Here is a 15832-nt window from a genome sequence, read left to right as displayed (position 1 = left end):
TTTTAACGTTTAAGCCTAACCAAATACTGACCAGCCGATGCTTTCCGACAGTGCTTCCAGTGCCGCCATGCCCGCTAATGAATTGCCAGATTTGTTTAGTTCTGGTGACCAAACACAAACCGAGAATTGATTAGGCACTATAGCAATAATACCGCCACCAACGCCGCTTTTTCCTGGTAGGCCAACACGAAAGGCAAAGTTGCCTGCTTCATCGTATAGGCCGCTGGTGGCGAGTAGACCGTTTACTTGAGTCGTTTCTCGTGAACTTAATACTTGTTCGCCACTAAGCTGTGAGTAGCCCTTGTTAGCAAGAAAACTAAAGGCCTTGGCCAAATCCACACAGCTCATGCGCATTGCGCAGTTATCAAAGTAGCTATGCAAGACATCTTCTACGTCGTTTTCAAAATTACCAAAGGCTTTCATTAAATACGCCATAGACGCATTGCGAGCGCGGAATTCATATTCTGAGTTTGCAACGACCTTGTCTGAATTCAACAAGGGGTTGTCCGCTAAGCGACGAATGAACTCTCGCATGGCGTAATGCGGTGAAGCAAAACGTGATTGATTCATGTCGCTGATAACCAAGGCGCCAGCATTGATGAAGGGGTTACGTGGTACGCCTGCTTCGTATTCTAGCTGCACTAAAGAATTAAACGGATTGCCTGATGGTTCGCGTCCAACCCGCTTCCACATATCCTCGCCATAGTGTTTGATAGCAAGGGTTAAGCTAAACACTTTAGAAATACTCTGGATCGAGAAATCTGTGTAAGCTTGGCCTGCATGATAAAGCTCACCGTCGTTGCTGTAGATGGCGATGCCAAACTGGTTGGGATCGACATTCGCCAATGCGGGTATGTAGTCTGCAACTTTGCCTAAACCGATTAATGGTTTTACTTTTTGTTCTATTGAATGCAGTAAATCTTCCACGAGTTTCTCAGTTTTATTTTAAGGGGGAAGTGAATGATTGAGTTTGATGGGGGCTAGTATAGGTATTTACCTAAAGATTTCTAGGGATAAAGAGCCGTTTTGTTTTATAAGGGATGTTTTTCAAACACACCACTTGAATGGTTAGTGTGTTTGAAAAACAATGGAGAGAGTTATTATGGCGTTTTCGTGTCTCTTATATGCTCTATATGCTGATTAATCAGTTGTCCTGATATAGTGGCACTGTTTGGAATATGAGGTAAATTATCGATCGGATACCAGTTAGCTTCTTCGATTTCACCTGCAGCAGGAGTGATTTCACCACTGTCATAATCGGCAAAAAAGCCTGCCATTAGTTGATGTGGGAAAGACCAGGGTTGGCTGCTTACATATCGAATGTTGGTTACTTCTAGACCGACTTCTTCTCTAATTTCCCTTGCTACGGCTTGTTCTAACGTTTCTCCAGCTTCGACAAATCCTGCAATATTACTGAACTTACCTTTAGGCGCTTGTGGGCCACGAGCAAGTAGTATTTGGTCGTCTTTGCGGATGGATATAATGACGCAAGGGGAAATGCGAGGGTAGTGACGCAGATTACAAGATGGACAGATCTTTGTATGTTCTGCTGCGTGCTTTTCTTTCATCGGCGAGCCACATCGACCGCAAAATTGATGGTCTCTATCCCATGTGGATAATTGGTGAGCACGACTTAATAAAATGTAATTATGTTGGTCTTGTAAGAAGAGCAACTCTCTGAGGCCAATTTCAGAAAAGCCTTTGGGGATAGATTCAAAACGACATACGAAGATATCTTGCCCTAACCATTGGCCACAGTAGATAGCACTCATTTTTGAGTTAGGTTGAAAATGCGTAAAAGGCGTAAGAAATTGATTGTCGGACTCTACCAATACTTGGTTGCGATGTAGCAATATATAGAGCGCATCTTGATGGGGAAGCGGATGTGTTTGAGTGCCTATTTCTAACATGGGGTTGCTCAGTTTACGTCTAAAAGAATTACGCTAACGCGATCATCTTCTAGACGCAATAACTTGGGAGGATTTAATTCCAATCCAGAATAACTTTTCCAGATTTACCTGATCCCATGGTGTCAAAACCTTGCTGAAAATCATTAACGTTAAAACGATGGGTAATGATAGGGCTAATGTCTAAGCCTGATTGCAACATAGCGACCATTTTATACCAAGTTTCGTACATTTCTCGTCCATAAATACCCTTGATGATTAGGCCTTTAAAAATGACCAGGTTCCAGTCTATCAGAGTGTCTTTACCGGGAATGCCTAGCATGGCAATTTTGCCACCGTGATTCATACATTCCAGCATGGAGCGGAATGCAGTGTCATTACCTGACATTTCTAAACCCACGTCAAAGCCTTCATGCATGTCTATTTCGTTCATTACATCTTTTAGCGATTCACGGCTGACGTTGACGGTGCGGGTTGCGCCCATTTTTTTCGCTAGGTCGAGACGGAAGTCGTTTACATCGGTAATCACTACATTGCGAGCGCCTACGTGCTTCGCAATCGCCGCCGCCATAGCGCCAATCGGACCGGCACCTGTTATCAAAACATCTTCGCCGATTAAGTCGAATGACAGGGCTGTGTGGGCGGCGTTACCAAATGGGTCGAATATTGCCGCCATATCATCGCTGATGTTATTGGGAATTTTAAATGCATTGCTAGCGGGAATAACCAAATACTCAGCAAAAGCGCCGGTACGATTGACACCAACGCCTAGGGTTTTTCGACAGAGATGACGGCGACCTGCACGACAGTTACGACAATGACCACACGTAATATGACCTTCACCAGAAACACGATCGCCAATTTTGAAGCCAGATACTTCTGGGCCAATTTCTGTAATTACGCCAACAAATTCATGTCCTACTGTCATTGGCACAGGAATGGTACTTTGTGCCCAATCGTCCCATTGATAAATATGCATATCTGTTCCGCAGATGGCAGTTTTGCTTATTTTTATGACAACATCATTATGTCCGCATTCAGGATGAGGAGCGTCCGTCATCCAAATACCTTTTTCAGCGTGAAGCTTCGCAAGCGTTTTCATTATTTATTTCCTTCCTTCCATACTTCCTTCAATGACACCCATCTCGCGGCCTACTTTGCTGAAGGCGGCGATGGCGCGATCAAGTTGTTCCCTTGTTAGTGACGCCGACATTTGTGTGCGGATTCGGGCTTTACCCATGGGAACAACTGGATAAGCAAATCCTGTTACAAATATCCCTTCCTTATATAGCGCATTTGCCATCTCTTGTGCGAGCTTTGCATCCCCTAAAATCACCGGAATGATGGGATGATCGCCAGGAACAAGGTTGAAGCCTAAAGTGCTCATTTGGGTGCGGAAGTATTCGCTGTTTGCCTTTAGCTGCTTACGAGCTGAATTACCTGTTTTTAGTGATTCAATAATACTCAAGCTGGTGGCGGTAATGACGGGGGCTAGTGAGTTAGAAAACAAATAAGGGCGAGAGCGCTGGCGTAGCCAGTCAACAATGCTTTTTGAGGCGCTAGTGTAGCCACCAGAAGCCCCACCAAGGGCTTTACCCAATGTGCCAGTGATGATGTCGATGCGACCCAGTACATCACAATACTCATGGCTACCGCGGCCGTTTGCACCTAAAAAGCCTACCGCATGAGAGTCGTCTACCATGACTAATGCATCGTATTTGTCAGCTAGGTCACAAATAGATTTAAGGTCGGCAATGATACCGTCCATGGAAAACACACCATCGGTCACAATAAGTTTGGTTTTCGCTCCGTCGTTATCGGCTTGCTGTAGCTGAGCTTCTAGTTCACTCATATGGTTATTGGCGTAGCGATAGCGCTTTGCCTTACATAAACGAATGCCATCAATAATGCTGGCGTGATTAAGTGCGTCGCTGATAACCGCATCTTCCTCGCTTAATAAGGTTTCAAATAGTCCGCCATTAGCATCAAAGCAAGAAGAATATAAAATGGTGTCTTCCATTTGAAGGAAATCGCTGAGGCTTTTTTCTAGTTGAGTGTGTATGTCTTGTGTTCCGCAAATAAAGCGTACGGAAGCCATGCCATAGCCGTATTCATCGATCGCTTGATGAGCGGCTTTTGTGACTTGGTTATTATTTGCCAGTCCAAGGTAATTGTTCGCACAAAGGTTAATTAAAGGTGTTTTGTCTGCGGTGGTAATTTCGCTGGCCTGTGGTGAGATAAGTGGGCGTTCTACTTTATAGAGGCCTTCTTCTTTTAGGTTCTGGAGTTGATTGTCTAAATTTTTATAAAAAACAGATTTGCTCATATTCTTTCCTCTTTGTGCTGGTTGGCATTCCTTTCTAATGAACTCCTTATACCTTTCGAGTGTAGGAGGGCTTTATCAATATGAGTAGATGCAGTGACATAGTAAAATGGGCATAACAGTTTTGCTTTTTGAAGGTGCTGGTCATGCTGTCTGTTCGTCCGTAGAATGTGGGCAAATATTAAGCAAAGAGGAAATGACATGTTGTCAAAGGTTCATTACAGCATCCTACTGGGAGCATTAAGCGCGAGTGCTGCGGTACATGCTCAAGATTATTTACCCGTTCTGCAATACCACCATGTGAGTGCTAGTTCACCTAAATCGACTTCTGTTACTCCTGAGCAATTTACCGAACAAATGGACTACCTAAAAAACGCAGGCTTTCAGGTAGTAGATTTGCGCTCTGCATTGGATGACCTAAAGGCGAATAAGTCACTGCCTGAGAAGGCCGTTGCTATCTCATTTGATGATGCTTATCGCAGTATTTACCAAGCGGGTTTTCCAATTCTTAAAGAAAGACATTTCCCTTTTACCGTTTTTATCAATACTGAGCCCGTTGAACGTAAGAGCCGAAGCTTCTTAACCTGGGATCAGATGAAAGAAATGGAGCAGTCTGGAGGCGTATTTGCCAACCATACTATTAGTCATCCTTATATGCTGCGCAAAGAAAAGAATGAGTCTGACAAAGCTTGGTTATCTCGTATGACAAAAGAGGTAGACACGGTTGAAGCTTTGCTAGAGAAAAACCTTGGTCACTCACCCAAAATGCTTGCTTACCCTTATGGAGAGTCTAATGACCAGATTCGAACCATGATGAAGGAGCGAGGCATAATGGCATTTGGCCAGCAGTCTGGTGTAGTGAGTGCTGAATCTGATTTTGAAAATTTACCCCGCTTTCCCGCTTCTGGTGCTTATGCCAAGTTGTCTACACTGAAAACGAAATTAAATGCTAAGCCAATGCCTTTAGTGTCGGAAAAGAAGGGTGGAGATTATGCTACAGATAAGCCGGTTTCTATTAGTTTGACTTTTAAAGAAGGTAAGTATCGACTTAAAGATCTAACTTGCTATGTTTCTGGTCAAGGTAAAGCTAAGCTGGACTGGGTGTCTGATACTGAAGTAAGGGCGACAGCAGAGAAACCATTTGGTGTTGGGCGCGGCCGCATTAACTGTACTATGCCAGACCAAAGCGCGAAGCATTATTACTGGTATTCCAATGTTTGGATTCGTCCTGGTGATGATCAAAACTATGTTATTGGAAAAAGTTAATCTTTTTTTAAAAAAAAGGTTGCACTGAATTTTGAAATCCGTAATATACACCTCGCTCGCAACGGAGGGGTGGCAGAGCGGTTTAATGCACCAGTCTTGAAAACTGGCGTAGGTTAATAGCCTACCGAGAGTTCGAATCTCTCCTCCTCCGCCATCTTCTAAAGATGGTTGTTGTAAGCAAAGATAAAATTAGTTCCTCGATAGCTCAGTTGGTAGAGCAAATGACTGTTAATCATTGGGTCACTGGTTCGAGTCCAGTTCGAGGAGCCAGATCGGAGTATAGCGCAGTCTGGTAGCGCGCCTGCTTTGGGAGCAGGATGTCGGGAGTTCGAATCTCTCTACTCCGACCATTAATTTTATCGTCACCTAGTAATGGTGGGCGTAGCTCAGTTGGTAGAGCTCCGGATTGTGATTCCGGCGGTCGTGGGTTCAAGCCCCATCGTCCACCCCATTACTCTGATAGTTGGGTCGTTAGCTCAGTTGGTAGAGCAGTTGACTTTTAATCAATTGGTCACTGGTTCGAATCCAGTACGACCCACCAACTATCGTCAGAATGTAATTCTGCAAACCTTATTAATTCCTCGATAGCTCAGTTGGTAGAGCAAATGACTGTTAATCATTGGGTCACTGGTTCGAGTCCAGTTCGAGGAGCCATTCGGAGTATAGCGCAGTCTGGTAGCGCGCCTGCTTTGGGAGCAGGATGTCGGGAGTTCGAATCTCTCTACTCCGACCATTAAGGTGTTTGCATAAAGAAATTATGAGCGGGTCGTTAGCTCAGTTGGTAGAGCAGTTGACTTTTAATCAATTGGTCACTGGTTCGAATCCAGTACGACCCACCATTCTTCTCATGATTTTTTCTTTAGCTCCCTTCCTTTAGTGTTAAATTTACCTTGACCTTTCTTTAGATCTATTCAATATCGTCTATCGTCTATCGTCTATCGTCTATCGTCTATCGTCTATCGTCTATCGTCTATCGTCTATCGTCTATCGTCTATCGTCTATCGTCTATCGTCTATCGTCTATCGTCTATCGTCTATCGTCTATAGTGGGGTGTTGAGTGGGTTCTATCTGATTGGAGTGGTTTTTTGATGTTGTGTGGTATTTGCTGGTTTGGTTTTTGTTTTTGTTTTTGTTTTTGTTTTGGTTGAGAGTGGTTTTAGGTGGTTGATTTGTCTTTTGAGGGGTGGGTTTTGTGAGGCTTCTGGGGTTGTCTCGTTGGCTTTTCCTGTGGGTAAGTGTGTATCTGTTCGGGTTATTGTGTGAGATGTTGGCTTTTTGTGGATAATGGTGTGTTTAACTGAGGTATTTGTTCAGTATTTGGTTTATTTCTAAGTGAATGTATTTTTGTGGATAAGTAGATAGTAGTTTTTTTAAGGACTAAAAAATCATTAGGCTTTTTTATAGAAAAGAATGAATCTATAAAGAAAACTGCTAATGGTGGAGGGAGGTGGATTCGAACCACCGAAACTTTCGTGGCAGATTTACAATCTGCTCCCTTTGGCCACTCGGGAACCCCTCCACAGCAGCGCGACGTATAATATACATCGCGCTTTGTTATGTAAACAGTTTTTTAAGATTTATTTAATAATTTTTCTAGTTTTGCTTTCATGCGCTCTTCAGGAGATAGGTTGTCGTAAATATCTTCTTGTTTAGGTGCATTTTTAGCTGGTTTGGGTTTTGAATGTGTTTTGTTTTTAGCTTGAGTCTTTGGTTTATTACGAGCAGGCTGAGCTGATTTTTCCTTTGCTGGTCTACCTGTGGTCGCCGTTTTAGCTTTTGCGGGGATCATGGATTCAGGTAGGGCTGGCTCATTACTAACGGCAACACCTTCTAGATCGACTCGTGGTTGGCCAGACAGTAGGCATTTCTTGTACCTGTCTGAGCGCGTATAAGCTGCTAGGGCACGTTTTTGCTTACTGGTATTGAAGTCATCGTCCAATACCATATCTTTGTCTATGCCGACTTTTAAAGGCTTTGGTTGATTCCAGTCAAACGCTTTGGGGTAACGGTCTTCAAGCATTTTGATTAGACGGCGATTATTTTTTTGATTTTTTTGACGTTTTCTTTGTTCTGGCGTCAAAGTCGCTGTCTCTGTCGTGCTGTCGCTTGCTTCTTGTACGCTAATGTCGGTATCGACTAGTTTCTCGTCTTTTTGCAAGCCGTTAAGCTCAGGTTGTTGTGTTGTCATGTAATCAATCTGTTCTGTTGTCGTGGTTGTGGTGCTGCTTTCAGCATGCTCGTGCAATAAATCAAAGTTGAGTTGATATTCAACGGCGTTTGATTTTGTTGCTTGCTTCGGGACTGATACGTCGTTTAAAAGGTCAAGGGAGTCTTCAATGTAGAGCTGCAATTGATCTTCAGTTGAGCGATCAGCCATGTGTTGCAATAGGTCCATTGAAGCGCTGTACTCAATGGAAGAATCGTTCTTTTCCTTTAATCTTTGTATTTCCTCATTCGCATTTTCTAGCTGTTGTGTTAGCCAGTTAATCCTTGCTTCGAGTTTAGTTATAAGTTGTTCCATAAAGACACAAGGCTCAATTTTTTATTGGAGTCAGCGGAATACTGGGTGTATTGCTTGTGCCAATCATTTCTTTTCGCTGATTTTCGCTGGGCAGTGTTACGGAAATATTATTTCCGCTTTGCCACCATACGTAAAGCGTTGTTATTAGCAAACTGGCGCCGAAAAGAGGTAGTAATTTCATCTTACTTAGAAAGTAAGTCCTGCGCCAACCATGACATGTTTGTCATAGGTGTCGTTGCTGCTATTAAGTATCTTAATGTATACATCTAAGCGTGATGTATCTGAGGTTGCTATACGAAAGCCTGCTTCAGGATAGTATACTGTGTCCTCAAGGAATGATAATCCTCCGCCAATAAATGACCACATCGGAATACCTGGAAATATCTGGAATGCGGGTGTGGCGCTATAAAAGCGGGAACCTACAGTAACAGAGCTTTCAAACGTTTCTCCCAGCACAAATGAAAACCCGCCATAGAATGAAATGTTTTCAGGCAAGGTGTATTCCATCGTGGTATTTAGAATAGACGTTATGTTGTCTTGTCCGTCCGGAGTGTTCGGGCGGGCAGCGGTTGATTCAAAATTAACTAAACTCGCAATTTGACCTTCTGCAGATGCGTGTGCACTGACTAGAACTAAAGCTGCAAGTAGAAGTGATTTCATTGTTTGTCGTCCATTTGATTTAAGCGATTAAGCATTTGAGAAAGAGAGGATTCCCAGTTTGATTGTTGTTCTTTTGTTTGGTCTAAAGTGCTCTGAATTTCAGCTTTCTCTTCACTAAGCTCGTAGTTTTGCATCTCTAATTCAGAAATTCGTTTACGCAGTGAGCCAATTTCTTCTACGGCGTCATTAATGCGTTGCTCTAGGTGGTGTAGTAGTTCGTTGTTCATTGTTTCTATCCTAAAAAATAATAATCGCCATTTTTGTATAGGCGCAGTTGTGTAAAATTACCAGGCAATCACGACATCCTGTTGTTGTACATTAAGTATATGAGAGTCAACAACTAGCTCGCCAACTGAGAAGTTGGGTTGAACCTGTTTTATTGTAACACTGATATTTGCATTATTCAGCTGAGTTTGGGCTGATTGTAACTGATTGAAAACCTCGTAGCGTCGATAAACATTGAATTTATCGCCTTGCTTAATTCCAGCTAGTGATCCTGCTGATATGTGAATTCTATTGCCTTCAGTGCGAAATATATTGGCTATAAATGGTTGGCAGCGTAGCTGTTCGCTGGTATCTAAGGCGCTTTCTTTTAGAGCTTGTTGAACTACCTTACCATAATGTACGGTCCAGAATTTAGCACTACCAAAACCTATTTTTGCGTGATCAGATACATCCCAGTTACCGATTTCGTTATATCTGTGCTCAAACAATAAAGCGCCGCTGAAGCCATCATAAATATAGATATCGACCACAAAGTTTCTTTCTTTATCAATTTCTTCATCTAATAAGTCTTTTGCGCTTTTATCATCTGGGCGTCTTAGGTATAGCTCGCCAATATCTCTGATGACACCACTAATAATATATTGCACGCCTAGCTGTTCGCTAATGCGAGTAACGTTAGTGAGTGAGCCATCATAATTGGTTGAAGATGGGGCATTGATGATATCTGGATAGATGGCAATATTGGTTGCTGTTAGGGCGCGCAAGTAGCCCTGTTTATTTATTTCGTCAGCAAGATCTTTTGGTAGTTCTCTGGATATATTGCTGAGCTCGCCCAGCCTTGCCTGTTGGGGAACCTGTAATTCAAACCCTGTCACGCCAACGGTTTTCTTATAGTAGCTTGTTGGTCCAGTGCTGCATTGTGAATCTGGTGTTACATCTACACGAGCAACCACAGTGAGAAAATCACCATTTTGCTCCTCGGAAAGGATTCTGGCCTTTTGAACGTAACCTGAGCTGCGTATTTCTAAATTTGACTCAAGCTCACCGTTATATAACTCGTCTTTAATATTTACTCTTGAGCCAGATTCTAAAACGGCTTGTTTAATTGCCTGCTGGGTTGCTCTGTATCGAGCGTCAGCAATGTCATTGTTATAAATGACGGCTTCACCTACAGCGTCAATGCTTTTTGCAAAGCAAGATATAGGTAATAAAAAAGCAATTGTGACGAGCAGTACGCGCTTCATAATGACCATTTTTTATTCAATGCTGTAGAAGTTAGTCGTCGGCGTGGCGTTTTCAACGTTTATAGCACGGTAGCCTGGTTGAATTTTACAGTTCGGGTCTGTTTGTATGTTTGAAGAGCTTAAGCACTGGCGGAAATTTTCTTGTAGCGCCATCTCTACTACGGTTTCGAATGTGCCGTCTTCATGTTCGCGCTGAGAGACGACTTTTGCTCCAACCAGATATGCATCAACATAGGTTCTTAATTCATCGTTTTGCATGACCATGTTGCTTAATGAGCTGGAACCATCGATTTTCAAACCATAAACACGTTCTGATAGATTTCGATACGCATCTAGCATGGAGCTACGCAGCGTCATAATTCGCGCTTGGGATTTGGTTAAACGCTTATTTGTCATCATAGCTGCATAGCCAGTAGCGGTCACAATAATGGGTTCTTGCTTAATAACAGCAATGGTATTGTTTGCATTCAATGTCCCATTCTGTGGATTGCTATAAGATGACCCATTGCCTACAGTATTGCCATTACAAGGTGCTACCGAAGTACAGGTCGTGCCGGAAGCGTTTTGCTGAGTGAGGTTTTGACAACCCGCTAGGGTGAAGGCACCTATGGCTATAAAAATGATTCGAAGTGATAGTGTCATGGTGGTGCCCTTGTATGGAAGTCCTTACATAAATAATCCTGAATTGAGAGGTACTATTTTAAACAGTACGCACTTCAACTGGCGCTTAATCGCCTCAGGTGTAACTACATGTAGTTTGTTCAAAAAAGCTTTATTTTTCAATATGCCTAATTCAATGGACAAAATGTAAACCATTTTGCTCTACAGCGTCCATGTTTGGGGACTTAAAAAAGCATTTTTTCTTTGTTTTTCGTAATTAAAGTGATTCTTTGGGTGTGTTTTTACAATCTTGCTCACGTATTTTACGGCCAGTGCGTTTTTTAAAGAAGTGACTTTACTATTTTTATTAGTGGATGAAGGGCTTTTGGAAATGGTGTAGACTGTTTTTTTATACAGTGTTTTTAGGTGTTAGATTGCCGAATCGTAAGATTATTCATATCGATGCCGATTGTTTTTATGCAGCGATAGAGATGCGTGATGACCCTAGTCTGCAAGACATTCCTATTGCAATTGGCGGTCCTGAAAGTGGTCGGAGCGTATTGTCGACTGCTAACTATGCCGCGCGCGCTTTTGGAGTGCGTTCAGCTATGCCTACCTCTGTTGCTAAGCGACTTTGTCCTGCATTGTTGGTGATCCCAGGAAACATGGGGAAATACCGAATTGCTTCAGAACAAATGCATGCTATTTTTAGGCAATTCACCGATATTATTGAGCCTTTGTCATTGGATGAAGCGTATCTTGATGTGACGAACTCTACGGATTTTCAAGGCAGTGCAACTCGAATTGCAGAAGAGATACGTTTACGAATATTTAGGGACGTGGGGATTACAGTATCCGCCGGAGTCGCTACAAACAAATTTATTGCGAAAGTTGCCAGCGATTGGGATAAACCAGATGGTTTAACGGTTGTTACTCCCGCAAAACAGTTTGCGTTTGTTTCTAATGTTCCTGTTAAGTTTATTTCTGGCATTGGTCGTGTAGCGCAAGAAAAATTAGCCGCATTAGGGGTTTTCAAGTGTTCTGATTTGCAGGCTTTGGACTTTTCTATTTTACAGAAAAGTTTTGGCAGCATGGCGTTTCGTTTATCGCAGTTTGCTCTTGGGATTGATGACCGTCCAGTAACCGTTTCTCGTGAAAGGAAGAGTGTTTCTGTGGAACATACATTTTCAAAAGACCTACTTGACCTTAAGTCTTGCCAGACTGTTTTGCCTCTTTTGCTGACAGATTTAAAAAAACGGATGGTCGGAAAAAACTTCGAGCCACAGCTAAGTAAGTATTATCTTAAAGTAAAATTTGATGACTTTAAGCAAACTACCATTGAGCAACCCATCAAGGCTAAGTTGTCTGATGACGTGTTTTTACAATTGTTGCAACAGGCATATTCTCGCTATCGGCGGCCAGTTCGTTTGATCGGTGTGGGATATCGTTTATCTCCTCCAGAGCCCCACCAGTTGAACTTACCTTTTGTTTAATAATGTAAAGTTCGACCAATTTTTAGTCTTCTTACTATACTGAGGAATGAATAATTCGGAGGTACTCATTATGTTGAAACAACAGAGTAAGTTTGATTATACCAATCTAAGTATGCCTGACCCTTTGTCGCACCGGCTGCGCTTTGAAGTAGAGCAAACGTTGAACTGCTTATACGCAGATGCTTCTTTGGTTGATCAAATGGATGAATTGTATTTGCCGTTTTCCAGTTGGCTGAACCAAAAGGTGCATTCGGGTAAAGGGCCTTTAGTTGTTGGCGTTGGAGGCGCACAAGGGTGTGGAAAAACAACGTTTTGCAGTGTTATTAGTCGTATTTTAAGTAAAGGGTTTGACTTGAATTGTGTTGTGATAAGCCTGGATGATTTATACAGCACTTGGCAAGATCGGATGAAATTTGCTAATCAAACTACATCTATGTTTTCAGTACGGGGTGTGCCCGGAACTCATGATGTTAGTTTTGCTCTCTCCCTTTTTGAGCGATTGAAAAACCTTAAGGAAGGGGAGGTAATGAAATTTCCTCGTTTTGATAAGTCAATTGATGACCGAAAAGCCGTACATTTATGGCAAGAGGTTCAAGGCCCTGTTGATGTTGTTTTATTCGAAGGCTGGTGTGTTGGTGCGCCACCAATGGCGGAACGTATGGATCAACCAATGAATAAACTTGAAGAGGAAATGGACGTAGACGGTGTGTGGCGTAACAAGGTAAACCTACTTTTGAAAGAAGAATATAACGAGCTTTTTTCACACATTGATTTAATGGCTTGGATGCAGGCACCAAACTATGACGTTGTCTATCATTGGCGCGATAAGCAAGAACGTGTCTTGGAAAATCATCTTCATGATATTCATGGCGTTTTGCTGGATACGATCGATTTGAAGGTGATGTCTTCGGCAGAACTGCAGCGGTTCATGCAATACTATGAAAGGTTGACTCGCCATATGTTGGCGGTCATGCCGAGTAAGGCGGATGTGTTGTTTAAGTTAAATGAAAGGCAAGAAGTAACGGAAATGCGCTTTCCAGTTGAACACTGAGTTCTAACATTAAAAGTCATTTTAAGAAAGACGGAGGCAGTTGAAGACTCTATATGTCGAGTGAAAAACATCAATATGATAGGCTATAGCAAATTGCGATAGCCTATTTTTTTGGAGTGTTAAAAAATGACTAAATTATTGCCTTCTGTCTTAGTGGAAACGAACGAACAACCTGATTCTGCTATTATTTGGCTACATGGTCTTGGATCAGACGGTCATGATTTCGAGTCTTTGGTTCCTGCTTTATCTTTACTGCCAAGCTTAAAGGTGCGCTTTGTTTTTCCTCATGCTCCACGCCGTCCTGTTACGATAAATGGGGGGATGGAGATGCGAGCCTGGTATGACATTTATGAAATGACATTAGAGCGTACAGTCGATATGGAAAATATCGAGGAATCCTATTTGCAAGTTGAACAGTTAATACAAGATCAAATTGATAAGGGTATTGCTCCAAATCGAATTATTTTGGCGGGTTTTTCACAGGGTGGGGTGATCGCATATCAAACTGCCTTACGTACTAAGCATATATTGGCGGGTATCCTTGAACTATCAACCTATTTGGTTAAGGGCGACCAAGCACCAGAAGCGGATACTTGCCCTAATGGACAAACGCCTATTCTTATCCATCATGGCTCGCAAGACCCAGTTGTTGCTCCAGTATTGGCGACTCAAGCAAGAGAGCTTTTGGTGTCTAAAGGATATTCTGTTTCTTATCAACTTTATGATATGCCTCATTCAGTTTGTCCAGAGCAAGTACAGGATATTTCTCACTGGATAAACGCACGATTAGCGTAGTGTATTTGGCGAAATTATCTTGTCTTATTTAAGGGGTTTTTGTGTCTGAAAACTATGAAGAATGGCTAGATTTTGCGAAAGCTTTAGCATGGCAAGCTGGCGAGATGATCGTCGAAGCGCGTGCGAGATCAGCCTTTGTACGTGACTACAAAGCGGATCATGAGTTGGTAACCTCAACGGATGTTGCTGTTGATCAGTATATTTGTAGCAGTATCGTCGAACGTTATCCGTCACACTGCATTTTATCGGAAGAATCTTCACCGAATATGGATCTAGGGAATATTGGTGAGGACGTGCCAGTTTGGGTGATTGATCCTATTGATGGTACGGTAAATTTTGCACATGGGCACTGTCATGTTGCAGTTTCTATTGGTCTTTATATTGGCGATCAGCGAATTTTAGGTGTGGTCAATGCGCCATTTCTAGGGGAGTGCTTTTGGGCTTTAAAAGGCTTAGGTGCCTTTTGTAATGGTGAGCCTTTGTCGGTTTCTGGGGCGCAGGAGCTAAGGAATGCTCTGGTTGCCACAGGGTTTCCTTATCAAAAAACGGCACTGTCACCGATTATTGAGCGAGTGTCGCGTATTTTGCATCATTGCCAAGACATTCGCCGTAATGGCTCCGCCGCGTTGGACTTATGTTGGGTGGCGGCCGGTCGTTTAGATGCCTATTTTGAAAGTGTGAAACCTTGGGATATGGCGGCAGGAACCTTGATTGCGGAAGAGGCGGGTGCCAAAGTGGGATATTATTTATCTAGCACATCCACTTGGCCTAATGTAGTGAATGGCGAAGGATTGTTGGTGTCGTCGCCGCAATTGTATGATGATCTCTTTACTCTTGTAGATCTTAATTTATAGCCTGTTTATTTTGGTAGATTGGAGACTTTATGTCTTTTACAGCGTTTATTATTGTGTTGCTTTGTTGTATTTGTGTGATTGCGGTTTCTCTTTGGTTTATTCGTCATCAGCTAAGATTGAATAAGGCGCGAGAAGAAAAGATTCGCGCTGGAGAAGATCGTTTTTTTGAAGAGCGTCAAAAAAGAATTGATAGTATTCGCGTATTGCTACAAACGGTAGGGACTGAGGAACTAAATTGGATAGAAGCCAGTATTCGTATAAAGCACCTTTTGGATCAGTTAAGTGAAGATTTTTCTGAGCATGAGGATATTTCTGCTTTCTATATTATTACTGAAAAAACTCAGCATATTCCAACTCACGAACAGTGGGGGGATTTACCTAAACCTGCGAAAATGAAGTTTCGACTCGAAATGGATAGTTATGAAGTAGAGCATGCTGAGCATTTGCAACGTGCTAAGTCTTCATTAATGGCTTATGATTTTAAGTAATGTTGCTTCAGTTACTCGTTTCTATCAGCTTTTTATTTTTATTGTTAGTTTTGCTGGTGTTGTTTTTTATTCGTCATCAATCAAAAGTACCCTATTACAGGTTGACGCAGGATCAATGCGTCACTTTGCTGCAAAAAGCCATTCAAGGTATTTTACCTGAATATGAATGGCATGCTTTTATCGGTATGTCGGTTAGGGATGACGATGTGCTTGATGAGTTAAGAGAACAGTGCTTATTAATTGATGAAATGGGTGTGAAAGGAACGCAGTTAATTGACGGGCGAATTTGTATTGATTTCAATAAAAAAGGTATTTCTCAGCTGGAATTATTATTGGATGAGTGGCAGCATAAATCAAAGTATTTAGTTTGATTTTATTTTAAAACGGAAGGGTGCAGGATTTAAG

Annotated in this window: 16 protein-coding genes and 9 tRNA genes; 15 read left to right on the top strand and 10 right to left on the bottom strand. The window is 42.3% G+C overall.

Going from position 1 to position 15832, the window contains the following annotated elements; genetic code table 11:
• Positions 1-15: 15 nt before the first annotated feature.
• The 4 genes from glsB to DFP80_RS10305 form a co-directional block, all read right to left on the bottom strand.
• A complete protein-coding gene (gene glsB, locus DFP80_RS10320) occupies positions 16-927 on the bottom strand; it encodes a glutaminase B (protein WP_113916718.1) in 912 nt (303 codons plus the stop codon).
• Positions 928-1100: 173 nt separating this feature from the next.
• Entirely contained in the window at positions 1101-1910 is an 810-nt protein-coding gene (nudC, locus tag DFP80_RS10315; protein WP_113916717.1) for an NAD(+) diphosphatase, read from the bottom strand.
• A gap of 73 nt (positions 1911-1983) precedes the next feature.
• Positions 1984-3009, bottom strand: a complete 1026-nt coding sequence (tdh, locus tag DFP80_RS10310) for an L-threonine 3-dehydrogenase (RefSeq protein WP_113916716.1) — start codon at positions 3007-3009, stop codon at positions 1984-1986.
• A 3-nt stretch (positions 3010-3012) separates the two neighbouring features.
• Positions 3013-4233, bottom strand: a complete 1221-nt coding sequence (locus DFP80_RS10305; RefSeq protein WP_113916715.1) for a glycine C-acetyltransferase — start codon at positions 4231-4233, stop codon at positions 3013-3015.
• A gap of 198 nt (positions 4234-4431) precedes the next feature.
• Here DFP80_RS10305 and DFP80_RS10300 point away from each other — a divergent pair, with 198 nt between their 5' ends.
• From DFP80_RS10300 to DFP80_RS10260, 9 genes are all read left to right on the top strand, one after another.
• Entirely contained in the window at positions 4432-5496 is a 1065-nt protein-coding gene (locus DFP80_RS10300) for a polysaccharide deacetylase family protein (RefSeq protein WP_113916714.1), read from the top strand.
• Positions 5497-5559: 63 nt separating this feature from the next.
• A tRNA-Ser gene (locus DFP80_RS10295) sits at positions 5560-5650 on the top strand.
• Between the two features lie 40 nt (positions 5651-5690).
• Positions 5691-5766 (top strand) — tRNA-Asn (locus DFP80_RS10290).
• A gap of 3 nt (positions 5767-5769) precedes the next feature.
• A tRNA-Pro gene (locus DFP80_RS10285) sits at positions 5770-5846 on the top strand.
• A 25-nt stretch (positions 5847-5871) separates the two neighbouring features.
• Positions 5872-5947: transfer RNA gene (locus tag DFP80_RS10280), tRNA-His, on the top strand.
• Between the two features lie 14 nt (positions 5948-5961).
• Positions 5962-6037: transfer RNA gene (locus DFP80_RS10275), tRNA-Lys, on the top strand.
• Positions 6038-6074: 37 nt separating this feature from the next.
• Positions 6075-6150 (top strand) — tRNA-Asn (locus DFP80_RS10270).
• 2 nt (positions 6151-6152) lie between these two features.
• Positions 6153-6229, top strand: a tRNA-Pro gene (locus DFP80_RS10265).
• Between the two features lie 30 nt (positions 6230-6259).
• A tRNA-Lys gene (locus DFP80_RS10260) sits at positions 6260-6335 on the top strand.
• Positions 6336-6931: 596 nt separating this feature from the next.
• Here DFP80_RS10260 and DFP80_RS10255 read toward each other — a convergent pair.
• The 6 genes from DFP80_RS10255 to DFP80_RS10230 all read right to left on the bottom strand — a co-directional run bounded on the left by DFP80_RS10255 (position 6932) and on the right by DFP80_RS10230 (position 10788).
• A tRNA-Tyr gene (locus DFP80_RS10255) sits at positions 6932-7015 on the bottom strand.
• 51 nt (positions 7016-7066) lie between these two features.
• Positions 7067-8017: a ProQ/FINO family protein gene (locus DFP80_RS10250; protein ID WP_113916713.1), complete on the bottom strand. Its 951-nt coding sequence runs from the start codon at positions 8015-8017 to the stop codon at positions 7067-7069.
• A 186-nt stretch (positions 8018-8203) separates the two neighbouring features.
• Positions 8204-8677, bottom strand: coding sequence for a hypothetical protein (locus tag DFP80_RS10245; protein WP_113916712.1), 474 nt, complete (start codon positions 8675-8677; stop codon positions 8204-8206).
• On the bottom strand, positions 8674-8904 hold the full coding sequence (locus DFP80_RS10240; RefSeq protein ID WP_113916711.1) for a cell division protein ZapB: 231 nt from the start codon (positions 8902-8904) through the stop codon (positions 8674-8676). Before DFP80_RS10240 ends, DFP80_RS10245 begins: the two co-directional genes overlap by 4 nt.
• A 57-nt stretch (positions 8905-8961) precedes the next feature.
• Positions 8962-10155 (bottom strand): flagellar assembly protein FlgT, encoded by a 1194-nt coding sequence (locus tag DFP80_RS10235; protein ID WP_113916710.1) that lies wholly within the window; start codon positions 10153-10155, stop codon positions 8962-8964.
• Positions 10156-10158: 3 nt separating this feature from the next.
• Entirely contained in the window at positions 10159-10788 is a 630-nt protein-coding gene (locus DFP80_RS10230) for an LPP20 family lipoprotein (RefSeq protein ID WP_113916709.1), read from the bottom strand.
• Positions 10789-11180: 392 nt separating this feature from the next.
• On the opposite strand from DFP80_RS10230, the gene dinB reads away from it, so the two are divergent.
• The 6 genes from dinB to DFP80_RS10200 all read left to right on the top strand — a co-directional run bounded on the left by dinB (position 11181) and on the right by DFP80_RS10200 (position 15798).
• On the top strand, positions 11181-12239 hold the full coding sequence (gene dinB, locus DFP80_RS10225; protein ID WP_113916861.1) for a DNA polymerase IV: 1059 nt from the start codon (positions 11181-11183) through the stop codon (positions 12237-12239).
• 70 nt (positions 12240-12309) lie between these two features.
• Positions 12310-13290: a hypothetical protein gene (locus DFP80_RS10220; RefSeq protein ID WP_113916708.1), complete on the top strand. Its 981-nt coding sequence runs from the start codon at positions 12310-12312 to the stop codon at positions 13288-13290.
• Positions 13291-13416: 126 nt separating this feature from the next.
• A complete protein-coding gene (locus DFP80_RS10215; RefSeq protein ID WP_113916707.1) occupies positions 13417-14085 on the top strand; it encodes an alpha/beta hydrolase in 669 nt (222 codons plus the stop codon).
• 41 nt (positions 14086-14126) lie between these two features.
• Entirely contained in the window at positions 14127-14939 is an 813-nt protein-coding gene (locus DFP80_RS10210) for an inositol monophosphatase family protein (RefSeq protein ID WP_113916706.1), read from the top strand.
• 29 nt (positions 14940-14968) lie between these two features.
• Positions 14969-15427 (top strand): DUF2489 domain-containing protein, encoded by a 459-nt coding sequence (locus DFP80_RS10205; protein ID WP_113916705.1) that lies wholly within the window; start codon positions 14969-14971, stop codon positions 15425-15427.
• The gene (locus DFP80_RS10200; RefSeq protein WP_113916704.1) at positions 15427-15798 is read left to right on the top strand and encodes a hypothetical protein; all 372 of its coding nucleotides are present in this window, start codon (positions 15427-15429) and stop codon (positions 15796-15798) included. The genes DFP80_RS10205 and DFP80_RS10200 overlap by 1 nt, the downstream gene beginning before the upstream one ends.
• Positions 15799-15832 lie beyond the last annotated feature (34 nt).

The sequence above is a fragment of the Marinomonas rhizomae genome, assembly GCF_003315485.1.
Lineage (GTDB): Bacteria > Pseudomonadota > Gammaproteobacteria > Pseudomonadales > Marinomonadaceae > Marinomonas > Marinomonas rhizomae.
Note: the sequence above shows the minus strand (reverse complement) of the source record. Positions and strands in the feature narration are given on the sequence as shown.

What these genes read in the sequence shown, in the direction of transcription:
- DFP80_RS10235 (WP_113916710.1), bottom strand. Translation starts at nt 10,155, where the DNA reads ATGGTCATTATGAAGCGCGTACTGCTCGTCACAATTGCTTTTTTATTA.
- DFP80_RS10300 (WP_113916714.1), top strand. Translation starts at nt 4,432, where the DNA reads ATGTTGTCAAAGGTTCATTACAGCATCCTACTGGGAGCATTAAGCGCG.
- DFP80_RS10305 (WP_113916715.1), bottom strand. Translation starts at nt 4,233, where the DNA reads ATGAGCAAATCTGTTTTTTATAAAAATTTAGACAATCAACTCCAGAAC.
- DFP80_RS10205 (WP_113916705.1), top strand. Translation starts at nt 14,969, where the DNA reads ATGTCTTTTACAGCGTTTATTATTGTGTTGCTTTGTTGTATTTGTGTG.
- DFP80_RS10215 (WP_113916707.1), top strand. Translation starts at nt 13,417, where the DNA reads ATGACTAAATTATTGCCTTCTGTCTTAGTGGAAACGAACGAACAACCT.
- DFP80_RS10230 (WP_113916709.1), bottom strand. Translation starts at nt 10,788, where the DNA reads ATGACACTATCACTTCGAATCATTTTTATAGCCATAGGTGCCTTCACC.
- nudC (WP_113916717.1), bottom strand. Translation starts at nt 1,910, where the DNA reads ATGTTAGAAATAGGCACTCAAACACATCCGCTTCCCCATCAAGATGCG.
- DFP80_RS10220 (WP_113916708.1), top strand. Translation starts at nt 12,310, where the DNA reads ATGTTGAAACAACAGAGTAAGTTTGATTATACCAATCTAAGTATGCCT.
- DFP80_RS10240 (WP_113916711.1), bottom strand. Translation starts at nt 8,904, where the DNA reads ATGAACAACGAACTACTACACCACCTAGAGCAACGCATTAATGACGCC.
- tdh (WP_113916716.1), bottom strand. Translation starts at nt 3,009, where the DNA reads ATGAAAACGCTTGCGAAGCTTCACGCTGAAAAAGGTATTTGGATGACG.
- DFP80_RS10245 (WP_113916712.1), bottom strand. Translation starts at nt 8,677, where the DNA reads ATGAAATCACTTCTACTTGCAGCTTTAGTTCTAGTCAGTGCACACGCA.
- DFP80_RS10200 (WP_113916704.1), top strand. Translation starts at nt 15,427, where the DNA reads ATGTTGCTTCAGTTACTCGTTTCTATCAGCTTTTTATTTTTATTGTTA.
- DFP80_RS10250 (WP_113916713.1), bottom strand. Translation starts at nt 8,017, where the DNA reads ATGGAACAACTTATAACTAAACTCGAAGCAAGGATTAACTGGCTAACA.